Annotated in this window: 29 protein-coding genes; 23 read left to right on the top strand and 6 right to left on the bottom strand. The window is 56.7% G+C overall.

The genetic code is table 11. The annotated features are described in order from the left end of the window. The first annotated feature begins 21 nt into the window (after nt 1-21). The 12 genes from yrfG (at nt 22) to B3M52_RS09225 (ending at nt 8,683) form a co-directional block, all read left to right on the top strand. Nucleotides 22-711 (top strand): GMP/IMP nucleotidase, encoded by a 690-nt coding sequence (yrfG, locus tag B3M52_RS09280; protein ID WP_286749438.1) that lies wholly within the window; start codon nt 22-24, stop codon nt 709-711. A 41-nt stretch (nt 712-752) separates the two neighbouring features. After that, complete coding sequence (gene hslR / locus B3M52_RS09275) at nt 753-1,160, top strand: ribosome-associated heat shock protein Hsp15 (protein WP_036211307.1); 408 nt, start codon at nt 753-755, stop codon at nt 1,158-1,160. Between the two features lie 61 nt (nt 1,161-1,221). Next, a complete protein-coding gene (hslO, locus tag B3M52_RS09270; RefSeq protein ID WP_286749437.1) occupies nt 1,222-2,076 on the top strand; it encodes an Hsp33 family molecular chaperone HslO in 855 nt (284 codons plus the stop codon). Nucleotides 2,077-2,251: 175 nt separating this feature from the next. Beyond that, entirely contained in the window at nt 2,252-3,784 is a 1,533-nt protein-coding gene (locus B3M52_RS09265) for a phosphoenolpyruvate carboxykinase (RefSeq protein WP_286749434.1), read from the top strand. A 297-nt stretch (nt 3,785-4,081) separates the two neighbouring features. Then, on the top strand, nt 4,082-4,804 hold the full coding sequence (locus tag B3M52_RS09260; protein ID WP_127401940.1) for a hypothetical protein: 723 nt from the start codon (nt 4,082-4,084) through the stop codon (nt 4,802-4,804). A gap of 107 nt (nt 4,805-4,911) precedes the next feature. Further along, nucleotides 4,912-6,249 (top strand): hypothetical protein, encoded by a 1,338-nt coding sequence (locus B3M52_RS09255; RefSeq protein ID WP_075195803.1) that lies wholly within the window; start codon nt 4,912-4,914, stop codon nt 6,247-6,249. 93 nt (nt 6,250-6,342) lie between these two features. Next, nucleotides 6,343-6,816, top strand: coding sequence for a hypothetical protein (locus tag B3M52_RS09250; RefSeq protein ID WP_075194716.1), 474 nt, complete (start codon nt 6,343-6,345; stop codon nt 6,814-6,816). A 72-nt stretch (nt 6,817-6,888) separates the two neighbouring features. Beyond that, on the top strand, nt 6,889-7,527 hold the full coding sequence (locus tag B3M52_RS09245) for a hypothetical protein (RefSeq protein WP_075194715.1): 639 nt from the start codon (nt 6,889-6,891) through the stop codon (nt 7,525-7,527). Between the two features lie 15 nt (nt 7,528-7,542). Further along, nucleotides 7,543-7,764, top strand: a complete 222-nt coding sequence (locus B3M52_RS09240) for a BrnT family toxin (protein ID WP_075194714.1) — start codon at nt 7,543-7,545, stop codon at nt 7,762-7,764. Continuing rightward, nucleotides 7,754-8,023, top strand: a complete 270-nt coding sequence (gene brnA / locus B3M52_RS09235; RefSeq protein ID WP_075194713.1) for a type II toxin-antitoxin system BrnA family antitoxin — start codon at nt 7,754-7,756, stop codon at nt 8,021-8,023. The genes B3M52_RS09240 and brnA overlap by 11 nt, the downstream gene beginning before the upstream one ends. 190 nt (nt 8,024-8,213) lie before the next feature. Beyond that, the gene (locus tag B3M52_RS09230; RefSeq protein ID WP_228712267.1) at nt 8,214-8,354 is read left to right on the top strand and encodes a type II toxin-antitoxin system RelE/ParE family toxin; all 141 of its coding nucleotides are present in this window, start codon (nt 8,214-8,216) and stop codon (nt 8,352-8,354) included. A gap of 8 nt (nt 8,355-8,362) precedes the next feature. Then, entirely contained in the window at nt 8,363-8,683 is a 321-nt protein-coding gene (locus B3M52_RS09225) for a HigA family addiction module antitoxin (protein ID WP_269400205.1), read from the top strand. A 15-nt stretch (nt 8,684-8,698) separates the two neighbouring features. Here the strand turns inward: B3M52_RS09225 and B3M52_RS09220 are convergent, their stop codons facing one another. Further along, nucleotides 8,699-9,595, bottom strand: coding sequence for a LysR family transcriptional regulator (locus tag B3M52_RS09220; RefSeq protein ID WP_075194711.1), 897 nt, complete (start codon nt 9,593-9,595; stop codon nt 8,699-8,701). 132 nt (nt 9,596-9,727) lie between these two features. Between B3M52_RS09220 and B3M52_RS09215 the strand changes: the two genes are divergently transcribed. The 7 genes from B3M52_RS09215 (at nt 9,728) to B3M52_RS09185 (ending at nt 13,105) form a co-directional block, all read left to right on the top strand. Beyond that, nucleotides 9,728-10,174, top strand: coding sequence for a VOC family protein (locus tag B3M52_RS09215; protein ID WP_075194710.1), 447 nt, complete (start codon nt 9,728-9,730; stop codon nt 10,172-10,174). Between the two features lie 19 nt (nt 10,175-10,193). Beyond that, the gene (locus B3M52_RS09210) at nt 10,194-10,790 is read left to right on the top strand and encodes a glutathione S-transferase family protein (RefSeq protein WP_075194709.1); all 597 of its coding nucleotides are present in this window, start codon (nt 10,194-10,196) and stop codon (nt 10,788-10,790) included. Between the two features lie 117 nt (nt 10,791-10,907). Further along, complete coding sequence (locus B3M52_RS09205) at nt 10,908-11,285, top strand: nuclear transport factor 2 family protein (protein ID WP_041333026.1); 378 nt, start codon at nt 10,908-10,910, stop codon at nt 11,283-11,285. Nucleotides 11,286-11,330: 45 nt separating this feature from the next. Beyond that, nucleotides 11,331-11,531, top strand: coding sequence for a hypothetical protein (locus B3M52_RS09200; RefSeq protein WP_036211335.1), 201 nt, complete (start codon nt 11,331-11,333; stop codon nt 11,529-11,531). Nucleotides 11,532-11,535: 4 nt separating this feature from the next. Then, nucleotides 11,536-11,895 carry a VOC family protein gene (locus B3M52_RS09195; protein ID WP_075194708.1) on the top strand — a complete coding sequence of 120 codons (360 nt, stop codon included), beginning with the start codon at nt 11,536-11,538 and terminating at the stop codon, nt 11,893-11,895. Between the two features lie 20 nt (nt 11,896-11,915). Next, entirely contained in the window at nt 11,916-12,401 is a 486-nt protein-coding gene (locus B3M52_RS09190; protein ID WP_127401941.1) for a hypothetical protein, read from the top strand. A 23-nt stretch (nt 12,402-12,424) separates the two neighbouring features. After that, on the top strand, nt 12,425-13,105 hold the full coding sequence (locus tag B3M52_RS09185) for a hypothetical protein (protein WP_052479407.1): 681 nt from the start codon (nt 12,425-12,427) through the stop codon (nt 13,103-13,105). Here the strand turns inward: B3M52_RS09185 and B3M52_RS09180 are convergent. Both B3M52_RS09180 and B3M52_RS09175 read right to left on the bottom strand, forming a co-directional pair. Next, nucleotides 13,069-14,349: an MHYT domain-containing protein gene (locus tag B3M52_RS09180; RefSeq protein WP_158498352.1), complete on the bottom strand. Its 1,281-nt coding sequence runs from the start codon at nt 14,347-14,349 to the stop codon at nt 13,069-13,071. The genes B3M52_RS09185 and B3M52_RS09180 overlap by 37 nt on opposite strands. A 157-nt stretch (nt 14,350-14,506) precedes the next feature. Next, complete coding sequence (locus tag B3M52_RS09175; protein WP_036211340.1) at nt 14,507-14,686, bottom strand: DUF2897 family protein; 180 nt, start codon at nt 14,684-14,686, stop codon at nt 14,507-14,509. An 81-nt stretch (nt 14,687-14,767) separates the two neighbouring features. Here B3M52_RS09175 and B3M52_RS09170 point away from each other — a divergent pair, with 81 nt between their 5' ends. The 4 genes from B3M52_RS09170 to nfsA all read left to right on the top strand — a co-directional run bounded on the left by B3M52_RS09170 (nt 14,768) and on the right by nfsA (nt 17,939). Then, on the top strand, nt 14,768-15,436 hold the full coding sequence (locus B3M52_RS09170; protein WP_041333014.1) for a DNA-3-methyladenine glycosylase I: 669 nt from the start codon (nt 14,768-14,770) through the stop codon (nt 15,434-15,436). Further along, nucleotides 15,437-16,294 (top strand): class A beta-lactamase, encoded by an 858-nt coding sequence (gene bla, locus B3M52_RS09165; protein ID WP_075194707.1) that lies wholly within the window; start codon nt 15,437-15,439, stop codon nt 16,292-16,294. It begins immediately after the preceding gene. Between the two features lie 165 nt (nt 16,295-16,459). After that, nucleotides 16,460-17,077, top strand: coding sequence for a PEP-CTERM sorting domain-containing protein (locus B3M52_RS09160; RefSeq protein WP_083637149.1), 618 nt, complete (start codon nt 16,460-16,462; stop codon nt 17,075-17,077). Between the two features lie 124 nt (nt 17,078-17,201). Next, nucleotides 17,202-17,939 (top strand): oxygen-insensitive NADPH nitroreductase, encoded by a 738-nt coding sequence (gene nfsA / locus B3M52_RS09155; RefSeq protein ID WP_041336492.1) that lies wholly within the window; start codon nt 17,202-17,204, stop codon nt 17,937-17,939. An 18-nt stretch (nt 17,940-17,957) separates the two neighbouring features. Here the strand turns inward: nfsA and B3M52_RS09150 are convergent, their stop codons facing one another. From B3M52_RS09150 to B3M52_RS09140, 3 genes are read right to left on the bottom strand one after another with little or no spacing between them, the layout of a single operon-like run. Next, on the bottom strand, nt 17,958-19,352 hold the full coding sequence (locus B3M52_RS09150) for an efflux transporter outer membrane subunit (protein WP_075194706.1): 1,395 nt from the start codon (nt 19,350-19,352) through the stop codon (nt 17,958-17,960). Then, on the bottom strand, nt 19,345-22,548 hold the full coding sequence (locus tag B3M52_RS09145) for an efflux RND transporter permease subunit (protein WP_075194705.1): 3,204 nt from the start codon (nt 22,546-22,548) through the stop codon (nt 19,345-19,347). Before B3M52_RS09145 ends, B3M52_RS09150 begins: the two co-directional genes overlap by 8 nt. Then, nucleotides 22,545-23,735: an efflux RND transporter periplasmic adaptor subunit gene (locus B3M52_RS09140; RefSeq protein WP_075194704.1), complete on the bottom strand. Its 1,191-nt coding sequence runs from the start codon at nt 23,733-23,735 to the stop codon at nt 22,545-22,547. Before B3M52_RS09140 ends, B3M52_RS09145 begins: the two co-directional genes overlap by 4 nt. Nucleotides 23,736-23,993 lie beyond the last annotated feature (258 nt).

The raw sequence follows: 23,993 nt of genomic DNA, 5'->3' as shown, positions 1-23,993 counted from the left end.
AACTTCAGGCTGTTTTTGTTTATGGTGAACTGGCACTCCCTTGAGACGGTGTTCCTGGATATGGACGGAACACTGCTCGACCTGCATTTCGACAACCATTTCTGGCTTGAGCACCTGCCCAGGCGTTACGCCGAGTACAACAACCTCAGCCCGGAAGAAGCCCGTGACACCATCATCCCGATGATCATGGCCGAACGTGGTTCCCTGAACTGGTACTGCACCGACTACTGGAGCGACCGGCTGGACATGGACATCACCGGGCTCAAGGCCGAAGTGGGCGAACGCATTGGCTACCGCCCCCATGTGACGGATTTTCTCGATGCCGTCCGTGATACCGGGCTGCGCTCCGTGATTGTCACCAACTGCCATCCGGACCCGCTCAGCCTGAAACTTCAGCGCACCGGCCTGGACAGCCGGGTGGACAACATCATCTCTAGCCACCAGCTGGGCAAACCCAAGGAAGACCCCGCCTTCTGGCAGGACCTCGCCGGCCTTGAAGCCTATCAGGCTGCCGCCACATTAATGGTGGACGACAGTTTCCCGGTACTGGAAAGCGCCCGCACCGCTGGCATCGCCCAGTGCCTTGCTATTCTGACACCAGACAGCAGGCAGCCCGCCCGCGACCGACACCCGGACATTCCCTCGATTCACCATTTTGATGAAATCCTGCCGGCACTGCGTCAGCGCCGACCCCTGCCATCCGGCCAGTGAGCCAGCTATACTATGCGTATACGCTCATCAGGTGAGGAGACATGACGGCAACCACCACTGACGACACCCGCGTAAGACTCGACAAATGGCTGTGGGCAGCACGTTTCTACAAAACCCGCAACCTCGCCAAGCAGGCCATCGAAGGGGGCAAGGTTCACTACAACAGCCAGCGAACCAAACCCGGAAAACTGGTGGAGCCCGGCGCCAAAGTTACCCTGCGGCTGGGCTGGCAGGAATGCATTGTGGTGGTGGACGACATCAGTGACCGTCGCCGGGGCGCCCCCGAAGCCCAGAAGCTCTATCACGAAACCGACGACAGCGTGAAACGCCGGGAAGAACTCTCGTGGCAGCGCAAAACCATGCAGGCGGCGCAGCTCCCCCCGGCCAGACGGCCTTCCAAGAAAGACCGACGGGATATACAACGCTTCCGGGAACAGAACGGGCTCTAGCATTCCTGTTTCCCGCCCCAATGATTACCGTTTCCGACTTTAAGGCTCAGGAGAAATACCAATGGCATCCCGGGACCAGTTCCAGCGATTTATCTTTGAAGACAGCCAGGTCCGGGGAGCCTGGGTGAAGCTGAACGACAGCTACAGTGAAATTGGCAACCAGGCCCCCTATCCCGCCTCCGTGCGGCGCATGCTGGGGGAATCCCTGGTGGCCAGCGTGCTGATGAGCAGCACGCTCAAGTTTGAAGGCACCCTATCCCTGCAAGCCCAGGGCGACGGCCCGCTGCGCACGCTGATGGCGGAGTGCAGCCATGATCGTTTCATCCGTGGCCTGGCCCGTTACGACGAACACGCCGTGACCGAGGACTCCCTGAATGCGCTGCTTGGCGAGGGCCGCATGGCCATCACCATCTCCCCGGAGAAAGGCCAGCGTTACCAGGGCGTGGTGCCCCGGGAAGAGGAAAGTCTGGCCGGCTGCCTGGAAGAATACTTCGAACGCTCCGAGCAGATCCCCACCAGCTTCTTCCTGTTTGCCGATGAAAACTGCAGCGCCGGCCTGATGCTGCAGAAGCTGCCCGGCGACACCGAACAGGATTCCGACCTATGGGATCGCCTTAACCACCTGGCCAGCACCGTGGAAGCCGAGGAACTACTGACCCTGGACAGCGAAACCGTGCTCCACCGCCTGTTCAACGAAGAAACTGTGCGCCTGTTCGATGCCGAGCCCGTCGCCTTCCGCTGCAGCTGCTCGCGGGAACGAACGCTGGGCGCCCTGGAATCCATCGGCAAGGAGGAGTGCTACAGTATCCTCGACGAGCAGGGTTCCATCGAAATGGACTGCCAGTTCTGTCATCAACACTATCGCTTCGATAGAAATGATATTGATCACCTTTTCACCGGCCATACGTTACACTGAATACCCGGCTGAATGGCCCGGAAGCCAGTCGTAGAGCGGTTTCCGGGGAAGTCGTTTTTTACCGGCGTCTCTGGCATAATAGCGCGCCTGAATTGACCCGATTGCTCAGATTTCCGTCAATTTTTAGGGGGGACGGCCTGAGTAATCACGATCACATCCCGAGGGCGAGGTCGAAGTGAGTAACACTTATAATGATCTGAGTGCAGCACAACTGGTTGAGCTGGCACTGGAAAGACGCGAAGGCCAACTGGCCGCAAATGGTTCCCTGGTGGTCAAGACCGGTGAACGTACAGGCCGGTCCCCGAAAGACCGCTACATCGTCGAAGAGCCCAGTACCTCTGACGATATCCATTGGGGCCCCATCAACCGCCCGTTCGATGCGGACAAGTTTGATGCCCTCTGGGATCGCGTTGAAGCCTACATCGCCGAGAAAGACAGCTTTGTAAGCCAGGTACACGTTGGCTCCGACCCGGAACACTACCTGCCGGTACGCATGACCACCGAAACCGCCTGGCAGAACCTGTTCGGCCAGAACCTGTTCATCCGCCCGGACGGCTTCAACCCGGCCGACAAGCAGGAGTGGCAGATCCTCAACGCCGCCAATTTCGAGTGCGTGCCCGAGCGCGACGGCACCAACAGCAACGGCTGCGTGATCATCAACTTTGCCAAGCGCAAGGTACTGCTGGCAGGCATGCACTACGCCGGCGAAATGAAAAAGGCGATGTTCTCCGTACAGAACTTCCTGCTGCCGGAAAAAGATGTGCTGCCTATGCACTGCTCCGCCAACGTTGGCGAAGACGGCGAAACCTGCCTGTTCTTTGGCCTCTCCGGCACCGGCAAGACCACCCTCTCCGCCGACCCCGATCGATTCCTGATCGGCGACGACGAGCATGGCTGGGGCCCCGGCACCGTATTCAACATTGAAGGCGGCTGCTACGCCAAGTGCATCGACCTGAGCCAGAAGAACGAACCCATTATCTGGGACGCCATCCGCTTCGGTGCCATCGTTGAAAACGTCACCATCGACCCGGAAACCCGCGAACCGGACTACACTGACGTCTCCCTCACCGAAAACTCCCGCTGCGCCTACCCGCTGGAGCACGTTGAGAAGCGCGTTATTGAGAACCGCGCCGGCGAGCCGTCACACATCGTCTTCCTGACCTGCGACATGACCGGCGTGCTGCCGCCCGTGTCCATCCTCAGCAAGGAAGCCGCGGCCTACCACTTCCTGAGTGGCTACACTGCGCTGGTGGGCTCCACCGAAATGGGCTCTTCTTCCAAGCTGAAAGCCACCTTCTCCACCTGCTTCGGCGCGCCGTTTTTCCCGCGCCCGGCCGGCGTCTACGCCGAGTTGCTAATGAAGCGCATGGATGAGTTTGGCAGCAAGGTCTTCCTGGTAAACACTGGCTGGACCGGCGGCCCCTACGGTGTGGGCGAGCGTTTCAGCATCCCCACCACCCGTGGCATCATCGCCGCCATCCAGAACGGTGACCTGGACGATGCCGAAACCGAGCACTTGCCCACCCTGAACGTGAACGTGCCGGTTGACGTACCGGGCGTGGACAACAAGCTGCTGAACCCGCGCAACACCTGGGCCAGCAAGGAAGACTACGACGCCAAGGCCGCCGAGCTGATTGGCCAGTTCGTGGAAAACTTCAAGAAGTTTGATGTTTCCGACGCCATCGTGGAGGCAGGGCCGAAAGCGTAAGCCCGCCTTTACTGAAGAAAGCGCCCTGCTCTATGAGCACGGCGCTTTTTTTGTGCTCGGACAGCCAACCTGCCGCTGAACCATGAGCGTGAGGCCGATATGATTGGGAGAACGGTGACTGCCTCGATACTACATGGCAGCACGGTGAGGTGTAGGCTAAGCTGTTGTTTACCTTGATCGTTGACGCACGAACACACCGTGATTGGATGGAATCATGAAGCGGTCAAATCTGTGTGATCAATTTGAGCGCTATCGAACTGTTGTTAGCTGTGTGCATGTTCACTCGGAGAGGTTGAATTGAGAAAAGGAAAATTGCTGGACCCCAGAGCTCCTCAGATAAACTTACAAATACCAGAATCCGGTCCGGGAAATCACCCAATTGCTGTTGCGGCAGTGGCTGTCGCCAGTACAGTTGGCTTTATGCTTTTACTCTTCAATGAAGTGATTTTACCGGTCCGAACGGCAGATCTTGAGAAGGAGTTGGGAAACGTTACTAGAGAAGCGATAGAGCTCCGTGGCGAAGTCTCATCAAAAACGTCTCAGGTTGAGTCTTTAAATAAACAGTTGCGCTCAATACGCGATCAACTTTACGAACTCCAAACAGAGTCGTTGTTTGGCAAGAACAATCCTTTCCCACAGGGTTTACAAGATATTCGGCCGGGCAGTAGTCGAAAGGAGCTTGAAAATACATTCTCGCCCGAAACAATTGAAAAGACAGATAAAGGTTACTGGACGGTAAATCTGGAACACTCAATCTTCAAAAGTACAATATACTATTTTGATAATTCTAAAGACGATCAAGCCATATCCCACATAATGTATCGACTTGGGTTTAATCACAAATTTGGTAATGAGTTTTTACAGAATAAACTGGAAGATGCACTCGGAGCTCCGCGGCAATGGGAAGTGAAAGGTTATTATTCGTGGGAAACGAAACGACGCGCGGTATACAAGAGTGATCCTGATAGTTTTGTCGTGATGAACAAAGGAAGAATCCTAGCCTTGTGGCCTTCAAACTAGGATCGGTTTCAGCTGACAAGTCACTGTTGTCGGGCAATTTTTCCCGCCGCTTCGCGGTTCCATAATTGCCGCAAAGTTCTGCGTTATATTTGGGGAGTTAACAGCATATGGCGACCTTAATTGATAACTCTACAATATCGAGCGTTCAACGTGCGTTGGGATTCGTCCCAATCTCTGAGCCAAACCTGTTGGATATGGAGCATGTTGCGCTTGGTCGTTTCGTAGAGGCCTTTTTGCTCCATGATCAACTGGTCGTTCCTGACAATTACAAAGAAGAATTTTCCAAGCAGAGAAAAGATCTGCTAGAGCATCCATCGGTTAGTTTTGCACAGATTCCAAGTCAAAAAGACCGTGAATACATTGAAACAGCTTCGGGCTTGTCGGAAACCTGGACTGAAGCATTTCAAGCCCAAAAAGATAGCGGTCTATTTAGTCATTATTTTCAGCAGGTTCAGGCATTTAGCCACTTCCTCTGGGAACACTCTAGTTCAGAGTTTTTCTTGGTTTTTCGTGCGCTAGGAATCGATAAGGCTAACCCCCTTATAGAGGCTGTCTTAGCTGAAAATGTGGATTCCTTAACGGGCCCAAGGCTCAATATCCGAGGTACTGATGGGGCTCCCGTTCAATGGAAACGCCTTGCCCCACACGTTAAGAGGATGCTTACCGTTCTTGGGTGGCTTGGTAACCAATATGTGTGGCACCAAGTAATGGCTGCTGAGAATGGTCACAGCTACATGCCACACCCCTTGAGAGATTTCTTCGCAGCCGACTTTATGGGTCGAATAAAGTGCGGCGCTACAGACGCTTCTGAATTCTCGCGAGTATTTACGAAGGGTGTCACCAGATTCTCTGGCAAATTACCTGCCATCATTGAAGATCTGGGGCTATCGCCCGAATCATCAACACTAACCATTCATAGCCTCTTGCCGTTATTGATCCAAGAATCCAAGGATGGTTCGGACTTTATGAATGTGCTCAAGCAGATGAGAGATGAGAGTGACGTTAAATCGCTCAGATCAATGCTGTCAGAAGTGAATAATGGCATCGCGTCAGGTGATATTAGGCCTGCTCAGAAACTAAAAGCCGATATTGAAAAAATCGGGGAGAACATCTTAATCGAAAAGGGGTTAGAGAAACGGTACATCACGCTTTCCCCTCCTACTACCCTTTTAGGTATTGGGGTCAATGGTGATCCTGCTAGTCTGAAGTGCTCGTTACCCAGCGCCTTTTATAAGCAGTTCTTCGTTGGTAAGAGGTATCGAGTTTTTATAAAACGGACCCTAGAGGAGCTTGCTATTCCTTCAAAAATGGGGCAGCTCAAAGACAAGCTAAATGGATACGCAAGTATCGAGGGGGAAAGGTATCCCAAGTTCTACCTCAACCCAGATTATTCGCCATCGAAGTATCACAAGATATTTGAAGGCTCCGTGCTCAAAGCCGAATAAATATAACAATCGGCTGCACAGCGACCGATTTTCCGCCGCTTCGCGGCTCCAAACCGGCGCGTGATGAGCCGGGCGTTATAAATAGGAGGAGTAATGATCGAAGGGATCGAGGAATGGATACATCAGGTGAACTCCTCGCATAAAAAAGTGCGTCGGTCTTGCTCCGTCCTTGAAGAATACTTCAGTGGTTTTTACTCGCCTGATTTTCTCAAAACAGCGTTTTTCGTTGTTACCGACGAAATTCCGAAGCCTGATTTTCCAGAACTCCGAGAAGCAGGTCTAGGCGACTTCATCGACATGAACGTCGGAGGTATCACCTACAACGATACCTATTACATAAAGGTAGAGGCCGCAAACGAGCTTCGGCTTCACTTCCATGAGTTGGTTCATGTGGTGCAATGGCGAGAGCTCGCTCCCCAAGGATTCATAGAACGCTACATTCGAGAGATTCAAGATTTTGGGTATGATAACGCTCCGCTAGAAAAGATGGCCTATGCCTTAGATGGGTACTACCAAAGCAAGGGACGGCATCTCAGTGTTGAGCAGTTTGTCCGAGAACATTTATAACAATTCGCGTCACTCTGACTCACTTAAGTGCGCCGGTGCGCTCCGCGTTAGATTTTACGAGGCACTTTGTTCATGGCCGCTATTATTGAATGGCTAGATCATTGGCAAACAATGTTGGGGGCGATTTTTGGAGGCCTCATTGCATTAATCGCGGCTCTAATAGTTGCTCTAGCGCAAACCCGCAGGGAGCGGCGGACGGCGGCTATGTTAGTGTTTTCTGATCTTCTAGCCATTGTTACAGCGGCTCAAAATTTGCACACTCTTGCTGCCGATAGCAATGTATCTGACGAGAAATACCCGAGATGGCTTGCTGAAAAGCTATCGCTGCGTAGGCCGAAAATATCACCTTATTTTGAAGCTGAGATGGTTCGGTTGCTGGATGTAGATGTGTCACTTGCGGCCCACCTACATCTTTTCAGAATAAGCTTTTCAATAGTTGAAGATCGAGTTCTTGATTTGAAGGGTACGTTTACCGAGGACAGCTCCCGCTCACCGGGGGCTGTTAAAAAGCCTTCGCAACGAGATTCGGATGATTTTGAATCAATAGCGACTGAACTTGATCGTGCTGCAGGTCATGCTGACTACGCTATTCACTATTTAGAAAAGCTGGTTCTGAGCAAAATGCCCACGGTATCAAGACTGAGAATGTCGCTCTGCCGTTACCCAATTGAGAAAAAGAGCCGTGAGGTGCTGAAAACCGGGCAAATCTAACCATGCCAGGCCAACCTGGGCAAGCACGGTATCGATTTCGTGGCCGCCCAAGGGCTGTGGAAAGATCCGTACCTGCTGGAGATCCGCGCAAAATCAGAGGATGAACAGAGGGGTTTGCTGATAGGAAAGATTGGTGAAAAGTACTGGTCGGCTGTCGTCACGTACAGGGATGCTCGTATTCGTCTGATTTCAGTCAGACGTTCCCGCAAGAAGGAGGTTGAGCTCTATGAAAGCTAAAGACTTCGATAAAAAATTTGAAGAAGGTCAGAAAGATATCATCGATGACCTGGACCTGTCCTCTGCTCGCCGCGTTAATCAGGAACAAAAGCGAATCAACGTCGATTTCCCGGCTTGGGTTGTCGAGTCGTTGGATCGTGAGGCTGCACGCATTGGCGTTACCCGCCAATCGATCATCAAGGTGTGGCTGGTGGAGCGTTTGCAGGCAGAATCTGCTAATAAACCGCTCTATGGTGACGCCACAGGCGGCGCACATTAGCGGAGCGTTATGCAGCATTGCCATGTCACGCTGACAAGCGTCACGTGGCACAATACACTCCTTCTCTGACAAACGAACCCAAGAACTTTACTCCAAGGGCAAGTCAAAGAAATTTCCTGCGGATGTTGCACCGAGAGCCGCTAGAAAACTTGAATACGTGGATCTGGCCGTGTAGCTGGAGGATTTGAAAGTGCCGCCTGGCAATCGCCTTCACCCGCTGTCGGGAAACAGGCAGGGGCAGCACGCAATTTCAATCAATGATCAGTGGCGTATCTGTTTTCGTTTTGAAGATGGCGATGCGTATGAAGTCGAAGTGTGTGACTACCACTGAGTGAGGTGATGACTATGGCTATTCTTAATACTGCCGGCATGCAGCGCAAGCCGACCCACCCTGGCGAGATGCTGAGGGAGGATTTCCTTCCGGACTATGGCCTTTCCGTTGCCGGGTTGGCTGAATCTCTGGGTGTTTCTCGCCAGTCAGTTAATGAATTACTGCGCGAACGTCGTGCTGTCAGTCCTGAAATGGCGCTCAGGCTTGCCCGTTTGTTTGGTAATTCGCCGGAATTCTGGCTGAATGCGCAGCGATCTGTTGATCTTTGGACGGCCGCTCAGTCGGTCAAGGAAGAAGTGGATCGAATCAAGCCGCTACATACTGCATAACAACGGCGCTATGAATCAGTACGTCCCACTCAACCGTTCCTGCAACGGTCCCACCACCGCATCCAGAAATTGCCGCACTCGCGGTGACAGCAAACGGCTGTGCGGAAACACGAACTGCACCGGCAACGCCGGGGCATTGTATTCCGCCAACACGGGTACCAAAGTGCCGCGCTTAAAATCCTCCTGCGCCTGGTAGCCCAACACCCGGCATATGCCCAGGCCATCCCGGGCGGCGGCGAGTTCGGTGTCAATCTGGTTGGCGCTGACTACGGGATGAATGCGCTGCTCCCACAGCTCTCCCTCTACCTGAAACTGCCACACCTCGCCGGCAGGCGTGAACCCCACGGTCGGCCAGTCTGATAGCTGCTCGGGATGACTGGGCAGGCCGCGCTGTTCGATGAGCTCAGGGCTCGCACAGAGTACATAGGGCGTACTGCCGACCTGTCTCGCCACCAGTGAGCTGTCAGCCAGGTGACCAATGCGCAGGGCCAGATCAAAACCTTCCTCGATCACATCGACGATGCGGTCGAGCAGGATCAGTTCCGCGCTCATGGCGGGGTTCTGTTTCAGCCATTGGTTCAGTAATGGTGCGATGTGCAGACGGCCAAACGTTACAGGCGCAGTGATCGTCAGCTTGCCAGCGGGGTCGGCGCGCCGGCTGTCCAGTTGGAACTCTGCGGTCTGGATGTCCGCCAGAATACGGCGGCAGTGATCGAGGTATTCGCGCCCCTCATCAGTAAGCGCGATACGGCGGGTGCTGCGATTGAGCAAGCGAACACCAAGGTGCTGCTCCAGACTGGCGAGGGTTCGCACGACAGCGGCCGGGGATCGGTCCAGTTTGTCAGCGGCTGCGGAGAGGCTGCCCTGATCCACAATGGCGACAAAGGTACTCATGGCTTTGAGTTTGTCCATCGGCGGGCACCGTCACAGCGTGTGGCAGGGATTTGTGCAAAAACCTGAATAATCCTAACAGGTGGACGGCATTTATTGAATCCGCGTTGAGGCGTTTACTGGTGGCACAACGTCATTCATTCGGAGTCCGTCATGAAACAACCTCAGCCGATTCGTCAGTACGATCACGTCGGTATCCGGGTCAGCGACCGCCAACAGGCCGTGGCCTTCTATGAACAACTCGGGTTTCAGGAGGTACGCCGCTTCGACAAGTACGAAGCCAATGAAATGGAAACGCCAGACGGCGTGCGCATCAACCTGATCTTCAACGCTACGCGTTTGCCTCACGGCCGGAACGTGTTGCTGGATGAGCCGGTCAAGCTACCCGGTGTAACCCATCCCGCCTTCGTGGTCGATGATCTTTACGCACTGAAAGACTGGCTTGATCGGGCAGGCATTGCCATTACCGAAGGCATTCATCGTCTCGGCCCACGCCGGATCACGCTGTTTATCCGTGATCCCGACAGGAACGTACTGGAGTTCAACCAGTTATTGCCTGAATCAGGGCCTGCCAGCACACCCACCAGCAACAACCATTAACGCTCAGGAAGCACATGCCATGAAACTATACGATCTGGAATTGTCCGGGAACTGCTACAAAGTTCGTCTGTTTGCTGCATTAGCAGGCATTGATCTGGAACTGGAACCGGTGGATCTCCCGGGTGGCGATCACAAACAATCACCGTTTATCGCACTCAATCCCTGGGGCCAGGTGCCGGTATTGGCCGATGATGGCGTTGTTCTGCGCGACTCTCAGGCGATTCTGGTGTATCTGGCTCGCCAATACGGCGGCAACCAATGGTGGCCAGACGGCGCAGCACAGCAGGGCGAGGTCATGCAGTGGCTGTCGACCGCCGCCAACGAGATTCACGCTGGCCCGAACGCCGCCCGTTTGATCGACAAGTTCGGGTACCCGCTGGACAAGGCGCGCGCACTGGAAGTCAGTGCTAAAGTTCTTCCGTTGATCGAGAAACATCTCAGCGAACATCCATGGCTGGCACTGGGCCGGCCCACCATTGCCGACTGTGCCGTGTTTCCTTACGTCGCAACGGGCTGGGAAGGTGGCGTAACACTCGAGCGATACCCAGCCATCCAGGCCTGGATCGACCGTATAAAATCGCTGCCTGGATACATCGGGATGCCAGGGATTAAATAAGGTTTAAGACTCCACGACGATAACAATAATCGCTATGCTTTGATCTGGGTGGCAGAACAATGCAATCTACGCAGATCCAGGCACTTAAATCGTCCTGTCTTGGAATGGAGTCTGTACATGCAGCCAAAAGACGTCGTGGAGCAGTTCATCGCCGATACCCGTGCTCATCGCTTTGATGAGGCAAAAGCGTGGCTGGTTGCCGACGGGTTTGAATATGTTGGGCCCAACATGCATTTCCTCAGTCCGGATGACATGTTGTCCTACCAGTTCGGTATGGCCGCCATCCAGAAAGACCTCGTCCTCCGGCAGCTCAGTGCCGACGGGGAGCACGTATTCGCGATTCTGGATTACCAGACCCACTTTGAACCGATTGGGGATGTGCGGCTGGCCGTCTGGTTCCGCGTGCGCAACGATAAGATCCAGACCGTTGAAGCCTTCTACAATGCGGCGGTGGTTGAGAACATGCTGGGAGGCAACCTGCCTTCCGCCAACTGAAAATGGTAGCTGCGCCAAAGCTACCTTCTAGGGACGGTAAAAATCATGCACAGAGTTCTGATGGCGTGTTTCATTTTTTCGGTAGCTGGATGCAGCAACAAGGCCGTTTACGACAACATCCAGCACAACAACCGACAGGAATGTAATACGGTTCCGCCGGCTCAGTACGAAGAGTGTATGGCGCGCTCCAACAAATCGTACGATGAGTACGAGAGGGAACGGGAAGCCGTCGTCGAGGGAGATTAGGGACATGAGAGAAACCGGAAAGATCAACTATGTTGAACTCCCTTCACGGGATCTTGACGTCACGAAACGGTTCTTTGCCAGCGCGTTTGGCTGGTCGTTTGTAGACTACGGGCCGGAATACGTTGCTATTGAGAATGCCGGGCTGGACGGTGGCTTCTTCAAATCGGATAAGGTCGCCACCACCAGCAACGGAAGTGCCCTGATAGTCCTCTACAGTGCCGACCTGGAAGCCACCCTTGAAAAAGTGACGTCCTCGGGCGGTGCCATCGTGCAGGACATTTTTTCATTTCCGGGCGGTCGCCGTTTTCATTTCTCGGACCCCAATGGCAATGAGTATGCCGTTTGGTCAGAGCCAGTGGTGTAAACAATCTTTAGGAGCCCCAAATGCCAAGGAAGACATTGCGCAATATCAGCTTGCTAGCACTTTCCACCCTCCCTGACCTGACGTTAGCCGGCCAGCCCACGGCTTCAGACTACCTCGGCAGCAAGCCTTTGCTTCTCGAAATCCGCTACTGTGAGTGTCGTGCCACCACCCCTAACGGCGCCCCAGGCGATGTGCTGCCAGAGTTTCTGGATGAGTCAAGGGTTCTAAGGGTGGGAGCAGTCACAACCGAACACAGTAACTTTGTTGCTTCGCGGGCACTCTCCATGGGATATGAGATCAGCCCGGTGGAAAAGCCCTCTGGTTCATTCCAGCTCACCTATGCCAGTGAATACACAACCCGTGATGGCAACCTCGCGGGCCAGGGGACGCTGGTACTGGAAGCAGGCCAATGGGTGAGTCTTTTCGAATCCCATCACCAAACTAAAGCCGGGGCGAAGCATGCCGGTGTTGCGATTCGGCTGGTGGATCAAAGCTCCTCCCAATAGCCCAATAGAGAGAAAAGCAGTCGATGATACGAATTCCTTTTCCCCAGGCACCGGACTACCCGGCAGTTGAACCTGGTTTCAATGGACCAAAGGTGGCGGCGATTCACGGCCTTATGGGCCATGACCTTATGCGGAAACACCTGCTTCGCATGATGAAGGAGTCCGGTTACCACGACACAACGATGTACAGCCATATGCATCCCACGAAAGCCATCGCGGACGATTTAAGCGAAGCAGCTGGCGCCAACCGCAGAATAGCCATCGTCGGCTATAGTCAGGGCGGTTTCGAGGCGATCAAGGTGGCACGTGAACTCGCCCGGCGTGACATCACAGTCGACCTGGTTGTGACCATTGCGGCAGGCGGCCTGGGCCGAACGTTGCCGGCCCAATGGGGATTCAACCCCCGCAAGGCGCCGGCCAACGTCTTCAGGTGCCTTAATTTTTTCTCAGAGGGCGACCGGCTTGGGTCCGATCAAAAGCCTGAGCGCAACCTGATGAAAGCCAGCCAATCAGGCCAGTACGTTGAGAATATTGTTTTCCCGAAGGACGAACACATATCCCACATTCGATTGGTCATTTGCTACCCGGAATCGCGAGTGCATCCTACCGTCAGGGCCCGGTTGCTGGATCCGCTGCAAAATGAACTGGCGTCGTTGACCCGCCAGCATCATGTTTCCGGCAATGCTGAACGCGCCTCGAAGTAATCCGCCGATTTTACCTCTTCGTTCATGCTGGCGAGCCCCAGCTTTCGAAGCTCTGAGGTTTCCATCGCTTTTTTCATCAGCATCCGGCTATTACGCCCGGAGTTGGGGAACACGCTCTGCCCGGCTCGAAGTTCAAGTGTAACGCCACTTTCTGTTTCCGTCGGAAGATTCCGAAGGCGCTGATACAGGTCTTTGTGTTTGTCGTCTGCGGGGTTTGTCACGAGCAACACGAACGCACTGGTTGAATGGCGTGCCAGGTAGGTTCCTTCATCGAAGGCTGTCCTCACGGTTCTGGCCAGGGCGGCTATTGCGTCTTCAGCTTGGTTGTCGGGAATCTCCCGATGGTTGGCAACCTCCAGGTAGAGCACAGCGAACTCGTGTTTGTCGGTTTCACTCCTTGCCAGTTCCTTGACCAGATGATTCGCCAGGCTGGCCCGGTTGGGCAGTCCTGTGGTCGAATCGTACAGTGCTTTGCGCTCGACACGCCGGGATTCCTCCAGCGCCTGGATTTCAGCGTTCCGGCGCTGCTTGACGTCATTGGCGGAGGCAAAAAGAGCGACCAGGATCAATACGCCACTGAACAGGGCCAGCGGGGCACCCAGCCAATCACCCGATAGCAGATTGTCTGCAGCGGGCATGGCGTTTTCAGGATAGATCATGGCAGCCATGCCCGTGTAGTGCATTCCACAGATAGCCACGCCCATGGCCAGGGCGGCGCCGAGCTGGAGGGCGGTTCCTTTGAGGCCTTGTACTGACTGCAAGCGGCGGCAAATGAACATGGCCACACCCGAGGCCCCGACCGCAATGACAACGGAAGCACTGAACAGAACCGGGTCGTAGCGCATCCCCGGCTCCATCTCCATGGCCGCCATGCCGACGTAATGCATGGACGTAATACCGCCGCCCATGAACAGGCTGCCGATAACGATCTGCAGCGGGCCCGCGCGGTCCTTGCCGATGATATGCAGGGCCAGTCCCGAAGCACCCACAGCGGCAACCCAGGAAATCAGGGTAATGGTGAGGTCGTAGCTCATTTCCATCGGCATCACATAGGCCTGCATGCCTACGAAATGCATGACCCAGACCCCGGTTCCCATCGTCAGAGCCCCGAGCGCCAGCCATAGCCTGGCTTTTGCCTGTTCGAGCGTAGCAAGCTGTGCGCCGAAGTAGAGCGCGCTGTACGATGCCAGTACCGCAACCACAAAGGAGGCGGCCACCAGGGTGTAATCGTAATATCCCGTCATTCTGAAACCCGTTTTTCTGGATGAACACTGTTCACGACCGGTTTCGCCAATGGCCAAACTGCCGTGAAATGAGAAATTCATCAGAGATACGGGGCTCTTGCGCTACCGTTTCATCGACAATGTGAATTTTCGTGAAATGTCTAACGGGGACAGCAAATTACCACTGCTCCCGGTCCTCCGCACTTTCCTCAGCTTCTACCTCGGCCTTGCGTTCCTGGATCTTTTTCATCTTTTCGTCAGAGATCTTCATACTGTTGGCGCTGTCCCGCAGCACGAAGAGGCTGCCGACCACCAGGGCCAGCGCGACTATGACAAAAACCCATCCGATAAGTGGCATGGCTTGGCTCCTTCATTGAACCCATTTACCTTATAGTGGACCACACGCCTTCAACCCGACAACCGGATTCCGGAAATTACGATGTCCTTCTCCAGAATTTACAATCAGGCAGCCGCCCGCAAAGGCGGCGAAGTCGAGCTACGCGCCATATTGCCCCGGGTTGCGGCGCCCGGTGAGCTTGAAGCCATGGGTGACGACCGCTACCTGTCCGAGGTCACACGCTGCGTCTTCAAGGCCGGTTTCGTGTGGCGAGTGATCGAGAACAAGTGGCCGGGATTTGAAGATGCCTTCAAGGGGTTCGTGCCGCTGTACTGGCAGCAGGTTCCGCCAGAAGTGCTGGAGGATCTGGCACAGGATGAACGCATTGTGCGCAACATGCAGAAAATTCGCACGGTGCCGGACAACGCCCGGATGATTGTGGATGGCGCCCGTGAGCACGGTGGCTTTGGAGCCTTCCTGAGCCAGTGGCCTTCGCACGATCAGGTCGGCTTGCTGATGTGGTTCAAACGCCACGGTGCCCGCCTCGGCGGCAACACCGCCCAATATTTCCTGCGTCGGGTAGGCTGGGATGGGTTTATCCTGTCGTCGGATGTGGCCGCCGGGTTGCATCGGGAGGAACGGCTGGATGCCAGCCCCGGCAGCAAAAAGGCCTTGATGCAGGCACAGCAGGCCTTCAACGACTGGCATAAGGAAACTGGCCTGCCCTACAGCCACCTGTCGCGAATTCTGTCTTACTCAGTGGGAGATTAGATGCGTTCCGCCCTGTTAATGCTCGCCCTTTGGTTGATGACCTCCACGCTTTCTCTGGTCCACGCCAACCCGTTGCTTGAGGCGGTGAAAACCGTGGAACAGCGCCTGGACGCACGCGTGGGCATCGCCCTCTATGATTCCGGGACTGGAGAATCCTGGGACTATCACGGCGATGACCGTTTCCCCATCACAAGCACCTTCAAAACCCTGGCCTGTGCGGCGTTGCTGGCAAAGGTGGATAACGGCACTGTTGATCTGGATCGGCGAGTGATCTTCAGCAAGGACGATCTGGTGACCTATTCACCGGTCACTGAGACACGTGTAGGGGAAGAGGCAGGTATGAGTTTGCGGGAGCTGTGTGAAGCGACCATGGCCACCAGCGACAACACCGCCGCCAATCTGGTACTGGGGGCCATTGATGGCCCCGACGGCGTTACCGCGTATGCACGCGATCTGGGCGATACCGTTACGCGGCTGGACCGGACGGAAACCTCACTCAATGAGGCCACGCCGGGCGACCTGCGAGATACCACAAGTCCCAAGGCGATGGTCGCGAACCTCCGCAAATTGGTACTTGGTGAGGCGCTATCCAAAGGTTCCCGGGATACTCTGGTTACCTGGCTCAAAGGCAACCGTGTCAGTGACAACTTGCTCCGGGCAGCGATACCACCGGACTGGACAATCGGAGACCGCTCTGGAGCCGGCGGCCACGGCTCCCGTTCAATCACTGCCGTGCTATGGCCACCCCATCGCCCGCCTCTGGTGATCGCGATCTATATAACGCAAACCGGTGCGTCTTTTGATGAACGTAATGGCGCTATCAGAGACCTCGGGGGCGCTATTGTGAAGCACTTCTGATCGCCAGCAACAGCTGCCGGCCTGTCAGAATTCTTTACACACTGCCTTCAAGGTTGCGCTCAAAAATCATCGTGGCATCTGAATTCAAGGAGAATTTTTGACAGTGGCCCACATGTTGCCTTTATCAGTGCAGATCAACACTGATGACCATTAAGGAAAGGCCACATGAGCATTATCAACCGTATCGCCACACTGGGCATCCTTGCCGCAGGCCTCGCATTCGCCGCTCCGGCAACCGCTAACCTGATCGAGAATGGCAGCTTCGAAAACCCCAACGTGACTACGGGCACCTGGCAGTTTTTTACATCTGACCAGGTCGCTGGCTGGACCGGCAGCAACATTGAAATCTGGGAGAGTGGCTTCAACAGCGTGAACGCTTATGACGGCAGCCAGTTTGCCGAGCTGAATGCCCACCCGGACATGGATGGCCCATTTGGCATCTACCAGACCATTGATACCACCATTGGCCAGCGTTATGACCTGAGCTTTGCTTACCGCGCTCGCCAGAACAACTCTGAAAGCTTCATGTTGTCCCTGATTTCCAATGGAAACAGTGCCGATTCGCTGCTGAATGATCATGTAACGAGTGGTTGGAGCATCTTCTCAGGAAGCTTCATTGCCAGCGCTCTGGAAACCACCATCAAGTTCACTTCCGTGAGCCCGGATGGCACCGTCGGCAACTTCCTCGACGACGTAAGAGTAACCGCACAGGTCCCTGAACCGGGCACGCTGGCGCTGATGGGGCTAGGTCTGCTCGGCCTGGGCTTTCGCCGTCGCCGCTAGTCGCTGGCTAAAAAAACGCTCGACCTCTAAAAGGGCCCCGTAATGATGATTGCGGGGCCCTTTTTGCCATCATCGCCTGCCAATGGCAGGATAAGCGCTTTCCGTTGTCATGCTGAAGGGCGCTATGAATCCCACCATTGAGCTTCTTAAATCACACCGTTCAATCCGCAAGTTCCAGAACCGCAGGATTCCCCGCGAGCTGTTCGAGGAACTGATCCGGGCTGGCCAGAGCGCCGCTACGTCCAGTCATGTGCAGGCTTACTCCATTATCCATGTGGTCGATCCGAACAACCGAGAGGCCCTTGCGGAGTTGAGTGGCGGCCAACGCTATGTGGCGGAAAGTTCAGATTTTCTGGTGTTCTGCGCAGACATGAAACGGGCCACGGATGCCGCGGAACGCGCAGGTGCCGAGGTAGTCCGCGGGATGACCGAGCAGTTGCTGGTGGCCAGCATCGATACTGCCCTGGTGGCCCAGAACGTTGCCACCGCAGCAGAATCGGCGGGGCTGGGCCTGTGTTATATCGGGGGCATACGTAACAACCCAGCGGAGGTGAGCGAGCTACTACGTCTGCCGGAGCATGTATATCCGGTGTTCGGTATGTGCCTGGGGTATCCGGACCAGGCACCCGAGGTGAAACCGAGACTGCCACTGGCGTCCATCCTCAAAGAGGATTATTACCAAAGCGAACGCGATCCGGAACTGGTGGCGGAATTCGACACCACCATGAACACCTATTACCAGGCCCGCACCGGGGGCACCAAGGACACCAACTGGTCGCAACAGCTGAAACCACTGTTTACATCCAAGTTGCGCCCCCACATGCGGGATTTCCTGCGCGGCAAGGGCTTCGAGATGAAGTAATCAGGATCGCCGGGAGACTTACCCCGGCGCACCTACCAGCGAGCGGTAGACATCCACCATCGCCAGGGTGACCGCTGTGCGGCTACGCACGGCCGCATCCCGGGTGGCGGTGAACTCCTGTTCCGCCGTCAGCACCTCGAAATAGCCGATAAACCCTTCTTCATAGCGAGCCCGGGCCAGTTCCACGGCGTGCTCGGCATTATTCATCGCCTGTTCCAGCCGCTCTTCCCGCTGTTGCGCTCGCTGATAACGCACCAGCCGCGTTTCTGCCTCTTCCAGGGCCTCCAGCACCGTTTGCTGGTAGCTGGCCAATGCCGCACGGCTATCGGCTCCTGCCGCCTCGATACGGGATTTGACCCGGTCGTGGTCCAGGAAAGTCCAGTCAATGCCCAGGGCAACGCGTCGGGTTTCCGCCGGACCGGTGAACAGATCGCTGGTGTCGCCGGCAACGGAACCGATTAGCCCGCTCAGGGTAAAGCGAGGGAACAAGTCAGCGGTGGCCACCCCAATGCGGGCGGTGGAGGCCGCCAGGCGTCGCTCAGCAGCGGCGATATCCGGGCGGCGGCGCAGAACTTCCCCCGGGCTATCCACGGGAATCGTCGGCAGGGTTTCCGGCAGCGCTCCACGAGGTGACAGCGTATCGACAAGCGCCATCGGCGGCTGGCCCGTCAGCACGGAAATGCGGTGCATGGCCCCTCGTATCCCCGCCTGCAGGGTGGGCAATTCGGCCCGGGTCCGTTCCAGTTGGGCACGGGCACGGACCTGATCAAACTCGGTACCACGCCCGGCCTTTACCCGGGCTTCCACGATGTCCAGTGACTGCTGCTGCAAAGCCACACTCTGCAGGGCAACCTGATACTGCTGCTGAAGGCCTCGCAGCTCAAAATAGCTGCTGGCCAACTGGCCCGCGATGGCTACCTGAACGGCACCGAGATCGGCACCGGCTGCCTCCAGTTCCGCCCTTTGGGCCTCCGTCGCACGGCGAAGGCGCCCGAACAGATCCAGCTCCCAACTGGCGGCAACGCCAGCCTGGTAACGCTGCACCCGTTCTGGCCCGGCACCGGGGGGAGATTGCTCAATATCCGCAAGATACTGTTCGGCGCCAGAGGCGCTGGCCGTGACGCTGGGCCATTGATCCCGCTCGGCGCCATACAGCAGGGCGGCCGCGCGCTCATAGCGAGCGACGGCGCCTTCCAGACTGAGGTTGGCGGCCAGGGCATCATCAATCAGGCGTGCCAGCAAAGGATCATCAAATCCCTGCCAGAAACGCTGCTGATCGGTTCCACCGGCAACCATGGTTCGCCCTTCCGAAAACGCATTCGGTTCCGGCGTCGTCGGGGCCTGGTAATCTGGGCCCACGGCGCATCCTGTTAACAGGGCCAGAGCCCCCGTCATGGTGATGACTTTAAGCATGGCTACCTCCTGGCAATGCGTCTTCGCTATCGCCGTCATCGGAAGACAGTGTGGATGTATGATGGCTCTTCAGCGGGTGGCTTCCAGAAAGCTTGCGCAGCGCCACGTAGAACACCGGAGTCAGGAACAGGCCAAACAGGGTGACCCCGATCATGCCGGCAAATACGGCCGTGCCCAGAGCCTCACGCACCTCGGCGCCCGCGCCGGTGGCCAGCACCAGGGGCACAACCGCAGCGGTAAAGGTGATGGAGGTCATGATGATGGGCCGCAGCCGCAACCGGCAGGCTTCCAGCGCCGCCTCCACAATGCTCCGCCCCTGAAGCTCCAGTTCGCGGGCAAATTCCACGATCAGGATGGCGTTCTTGCAGGCCAGGCCAATCAACACCACCAGACCCACCTGGACAAAGATATTGTTGTCCCCGTCGCTAAACCACACGCCGATCAATGCCGAGAGCATGCACATGGGCACGATGAGGATCACCGCCAACGGCAGGGTCCAGCTCTCATAAAGCGCTGCCAAAACCAGGAACACCAGCAGGATGGCAAGCGGGAACACCACCAGCGCGGCATTACCCTGGGTGGCCTGCTGATAGCTCAGGTCGGTCCATTCAAACGCCATTCCGGCTGGCAGCACCTGGTCCGCCAGCGCTGTCAGCGTATCCATGGCCTGGGCCGATGACAGCACCCTTGGGTCCGCCTCCCCGGCGATATCCGCTGCGGGGTAGCCGTTATAACGCAATACCGGGTCCGGTCCGAAGCTCTGGCGAATGTTCACCATCGAGCCGATCGGCACCATCTCGCCCTGGTCGTTACGGGTGCGCAGGCGGGCAATGTCCTCCACGCTGTCGCGGTAGGGGGCGTCTGCCTGGGCGATGACCTGCCAGGTACGGCCAAACCGGTTGAAGTCGTTGACATAGGTGGACCCCAGGTAGGTCTGCAGGGTGTCGAACACTTCAGTCAGGGGCACGCCCTGGGCCTTGGCCTTGAGCCGGTCCACTTCCGCATCCAGTTGCGGCACATTGGCCTGGTAACTGGTGATGGGATACCCCATGCCCGGTGTCTGGCTGATGGCCCCCTGGAACTGGTTCACCGCGTTCTGCAGGGCCCCGTAACCGAGATTCCCACGGTCCTCGATGAACAACTGATAGCCGGAGCCATTACCCAAGCCCAGGATCGGCGGTGGCATGAAGGAGAAGGCAAAGCCTTCTTTCAGCCCACTGATTCTCTGGTTGATCTGGGCGTTGATCTCCCCGGCACTGAGGCTGCGCTCGTCAAACGGTTTCAGGGGAAAGAACACCACACCGGTGTTGGAGGTGTTGGTGAACTGCAGTGCGTTCAGGCCGGGAAATGCCACGGCGTTGGCCACACCTTCGGTTTCCATGGCGATGTCGGTGACTTTCTGTAGCAATTGATCGGTACGCTCCAGGGAGGCCCCTTCCGGCAGTTTCACGCCCGCCATCAGATAGAGCTTGTCCTGGATGGGGATGAAGCCCGGCGGCACCGCCTTGAACATCAGCCCGGTACCCGTCAGCAACAGCGCGTATACCACAAACACCGCACCGCGCCGGCGCAGGGAGCTGGACACGCCACCCTGATACTTCTCGGCGCTGGCGTTGAAGAAGCGGTTAAAGGGCCGGAACAGCCAACCAAACAACGCGTCGATCACACGCTGCAGCCGATCCTTGGGGGCGCTGTGAGGTTTCAGCAGCATCGCCGCCAGCGCCGGCGACAGGGTCAGCGAATTGATGGTGGAAATTACCGTGGAAATGGCAATGGTCACCGCAAACTGCCGGTAGAACTGGCCGGTAACCCCGGAGAGGAACGCCATGGGAATGAACACGGCGCACAGCACCAGACCGATCGCAATGATAGGGCCAGAGACCTCCTTCATGGCCTGATGAGCCGCCGCCAGCGGTTTCAGGCCTTCCTCGATGTTACGCTCGACGTTCTCCACCACCACGATGGCGTCGTCCACCACGATACCGATCGCGAGCACCAGGCCGAACAGCGTCAGGGTATTGATGGAGTAGCCCAACAGGTACAGCGCGCCGAAGGTGCCAATGACCGACACTGGTACCGCCAGCAACGGGATAATCGACGCCCGCCACGTCTGCAGGAACAGCGTGACCACCAGTACCACCAGCAACACCGCCTCCAGAAGGGTGGCAATGACCGCCTTGATGGAATCGCTGACGAAGATCGTAGTATCGTAAACCGCCTCATACTCCACCCCTTGCGGGAAGCGGGCAGACAGTTCATCCATAGTGGCGATCACTTCGTCGCGGATCTCCAGGGCGTTGGCGCCCGGCGCCTGGAAAACACCCAGGGCCACCGCATCCTTGCCATCCAGTTGCGAGCGCAGGGTGTAGTCACCGGCCCCCATTTCCAACCGGGCCACGTCTTCCAGGCGCAGAATCTCGCCGTTGTCACCGCGCTTGAGCACGATGTCACCAAACTCTTCCACGGTTTCAAGTCGGCCACGGGCGTTGATCAGTGTCAGGAAGTCGCTGTCCGGCACCGGTTCCGCGCCAATCTGGCCGGCAGACACCTGTACGTTCTGCTCACGCATGGCGCGGACGACATCGCTCGCCGTCAGGCCACGGGCCGCAATACGGTCCGGGTCCAGCCAGGCGCGCATGGCGTAATCACCGCCACCGAATATCTGCGCGTCGCCAACGCCCTGAATCCGGGCCAGTCGGTCGCGCACATGCAACCGCGCGTAATTACGCAGGTAGAGCGTATCGTAGGTGCCGTTCGGTGATGTCAGGTGCACCACCATCAGGAACGTGGGCGACTGCTTCTGGGTGGTCACACCCTGGCGCCGAACCTCCTCCGGCAGCCGGGCCTGGGCCTGGCTGACACGGTTTTGCACCCGCACGGTGGCCTCCTCAGCGTCGGTGCCTGGCCGGAAGGTGACGGTCATCTGAAGAACGCCGTCCGAGCCCGCCACAGACTTGAAGTACATCATGTCTTCGACACCACTGATGGCTTCTTCCAGCGGTGTGGCCACGGTTTCGGCAATTTCCTTGGGGTTGGCGCCAGGGTAGACGGTGCGCACGACCACCGACGGAGGCACCACTTCCGGGTACTCGCTGACCGGCAGGTTCGGAATCGAAATCAACCCGATGGCAAAGATGATGATGGACAGCACCGCCGCAAATATCGGCCGGTCGACAAAGAATCGGGAGATATTCATTGCGCCAGCTCCTGGGCGACGGCAACGGTGCCTTCTCCCTGGTCGGATTCTTTCATGGCAACCAGCTGCGGCTTGACTTGCATACCAGCGCCAAACACCTTCTGCACACCATTGATGATCACAAGATCGCCATGGTTGAGACCTTCACGGATCACCTGGAGATCATCCACCTGACGGCCAGTAGTGACCTGCCGGGGCGCAACCCGATCCTGTTCATCCACCACGTAGACGAAACGACGGTCCTGATCGGTCAGCACCGCCTTGCGGTTGACCAGCAGTGCCTGGTCCAGCTCGGCCACGGGCATTTCCACACGGGCAAACTGGCCGGGTTTAATCAGGCCGTCCGGGTTGTTGAGCACGGCACGGTACTGCAGGGTGCCGGTCCCCGGATTCAGGTGATTGTCGACGAAATCCAGCTTGCCCTGGTACTGACGGCCATCCTCGCCACCCAGTGAAATGCGCACATCCCTGGGCTGACCATTGGCAAGCAGCTGCTGGCTACTGAACGCCGATTGCTCATCGGCCTCGAAATACACGTGCACCGGGTCTACCGAAACTACCGTGGTGAGCAGGCTCTGGTCGGCGTTCGCCAGGTTGCCCTGGGTCACCAGGGCCCTGCCAGTCCGGCCACTGACGGGTGCAGTTACACGAGTGTACTGCAGGTTCAGCTCGGCGGTATCCAGCGCGGCCTGGGCAGCCTGTACACGGGCCCGGGCGCTCATCAACGCGGTATTGCGCTGATCGTATTCCTCACGGGATATTGCCCGGCTTTCCAGCAGCGTCTTGGCCCGGCCGGCTTCACTTCTGGCCAGATCAAGCTGGCTGTTGGCCAGCGCCAGTTCGGCACTCGCCGCCTGCTTTTGGGCTTCGTACGGACGTGGATCTATCTGGAACAACAGCTCGCCGGCCTGCACCAGTTCGCCTTCCTCAAAGGCCACCTTGTCGATGTAGCCACTGACGCGAGGCCGCAAGTCCACCGTTTCCGGCGATGCCACACGGCCTGTGAATGATTCCCAGAGAGTGACCGGTTCCACGACCACTTCCGCCACATCCACCTCCGGCGGAGGCGGCATGCTTGCAGCTTCATCGCTTTGCGCCTCGCAGCCGGTCAATAAAACAGTGATCGCTACAGCCAGGCCCAGTAAACGGCCAGACCCTCTGAACGGTTTTGCAGTCAGACTTTCCATGGTTTCTCGCTCCGCTATCGGGTTCACCTTGTGGGCGTTCCCGTTTTTGCCAAGTAATCGGTTGGATCGCTTGTTAAGTCGCTTGGGGTAAAACGAATTCGACACGAAGCTTATTTCCTCAAGTTAACTTGAGGTCAATAACCTTGAATCGAGATGCTGGCTATGGGCGACATAGCGCCGGTTAATCGGATCGGGTAATGTTTACCCAACGGGAGCACAACAATATCCAGTGGAAGGCATAAAGCGGTATCGGGTTAC

It is taken from the genome of Marinobacter sp. UBA2688 (assembly GCF_002352785.1).
GTDB classification, from domain to species: domain Bacteria; phylum Pseudomonadota; class Gammaproteobacteria; order Pseudomonadales; family Oleiphilaceae; genus Marinobacter; species Marinobacter salarius.
Note: the sequence above shows the minus strand (reverse complement) of the source record. Positions and strands in the feature narration are given on the sequence as shown.